The organism is Rubrobacter taiwanensis, assembly GCF_004337705.1.
Classification (GTDB): domain Bacteria; phylum Actinomycetota; class Rubrobacteria; order Rubrobacterales; family Rubrobacteraceae; genus Rubrobacter_C; species Rubrobacter_C taiwanensis.
Window position 1 is genome coordinate 1 of the sequence record NZ_SKBU01000045.1, and the last position, 1,452, is coordinate 1,452.

A 1,452-nucleotide genomic window follows, 5' to 3' on the forward strand; every position below is an offset into this window, starting at 1 on the left:
CCTGAATTATTCATGAGCGAGTTCCGGGTCTGCTGAGGAGAGCACGTGCCAGAGGCGTTGGCCCGGGTGCCCCGAGGCCAGATGCAGGCGTACCTTCGTGAGCAGCTGGCGTACCCTGCCACCGATCTTAATGAGTGAGAGTCGAAGCGTGTCCAGCTGCATTCGCCTCACGCCCACCTCAACCAGCTTCCTACGTAAAGCGTCCATTAGCCAGTAGGCCGCCGCGTGCAAGATGAGCCGGAACTGGTTCGCCCAGAAACGATGGCAGCTCAATCGGTCGGCTTTCAGCGCTCGCTTGAAGTCCTTTATCCACCCCTCTGCTTCTCCGCGTCTGATGTACCAGTCGTAGAGCTCCTCCGGCTCATCGGAGCGGCTCGTAACCACAAAGCGGGTGTTCGTGCCCTTCTCCAAAACCTCCGCTTTGTAGATGACCCGACGGGCATGCTCCCAACTAAGAGCCCGGTATGAGCCACCAGAAACCAGCCTCACCTTCTCGCCCTCTCTCTCCTCAGACTCCCGTTTTGCCTGCTCAAGGAGATCTTGGGCGATCTCTTCGAGCCTGGGATTGGAGATGAGGCCTATGGTGTAGCCGATGCCCTCCTTCTCGCAGTAGTCGTAGATCTCTGGCACCGCGAAGCCCGCATCCGCCCTGATCTCGATCTGCACCTCTTCTCCCCACGCCTCCCTGAGTCTCCTCACGATGCGCCTTAGAACCGCCAACGCCCCACGGCTGGCATGGGTGTTGCCAGCCCTCAAAACCGCTGTGATGAGCTGACCGGTGTCCCCGTCGAAGACCAACAAGGGGTGGAGGATGTGCTCTTCGTAGTAGCCATGGTAGTAAGCACCTTCCTGATCGCCGTGGGCGGGGTCGTCGGTTGCGTCAAAGTCCAGAAGGATGCGCTCAGGAGGCGCACCGTCCTTGCTGCGCTCCCTGAGGTAGAGTTCACTCAACGCTTCGGCCATGCGCAGGCAGGCTCTGGCGTCGGGTGCGTTCTCAAGGCGAGAGATGGTGGGCTGGCTTGCCAGGTCCCCGTCTGTCTCCGGCAGAGACCCGCAGACCAACTTCAAGAGCGGATCTCTCCTCAAGGTGTCTGAGTCGTTTTGGTCCTCATAGCCGCACGCTATCTGCAAGACTCGCTGCCTGACCAGCCTCACAAGCGAGTGCCTGATGGAAGGTCCCTTTCGCCACTCGGGAACGTGAGAGGCGATCTTTTCGCACAGATTCCCGAGTTCTTCATCCGCTTTGGCCAACCAGATGAGCCCTCCGTCGGAGGTGAGCTTGCCGCCATCGAAGGCCGCCTCAAGCGCAAGCGGCGTGGTTTCAAAGCGCATCTTTTGTGTGGCACAATCACCCACGGAGGAGCCTCCTTCTTTGGTCAGTTACAGAGCAACTAGACCGTATACAGGAGTAGGCTCCTCCTCTTCAACCTCCTCTATGAATAATTCAGGCTA

At 59.1% G+C, this 1,452-nt stretch carries 1 protein-coding gene; it reads right to left on the reverse strand.

Annotated elements, in window-relative coordinates; translation table 11 throughout:
• Positions 1 to 6: 6 nt before the first annotated feature.
• The gene (locus tag E0L93_RS15445; RefSeq protein ID WP_165874422.1) at positions 7 to 1,356 is read right to left on the reverse strand and encodes an IS1380 family transposase; all 1,350 of its coding nucleotides are present in this window, start codon (positions 1,354 to 1,356) and stop codon (positions 7 to 9) included.
• Positions 1,357 to 1,452: the final 96 nt, after the last annotated feature.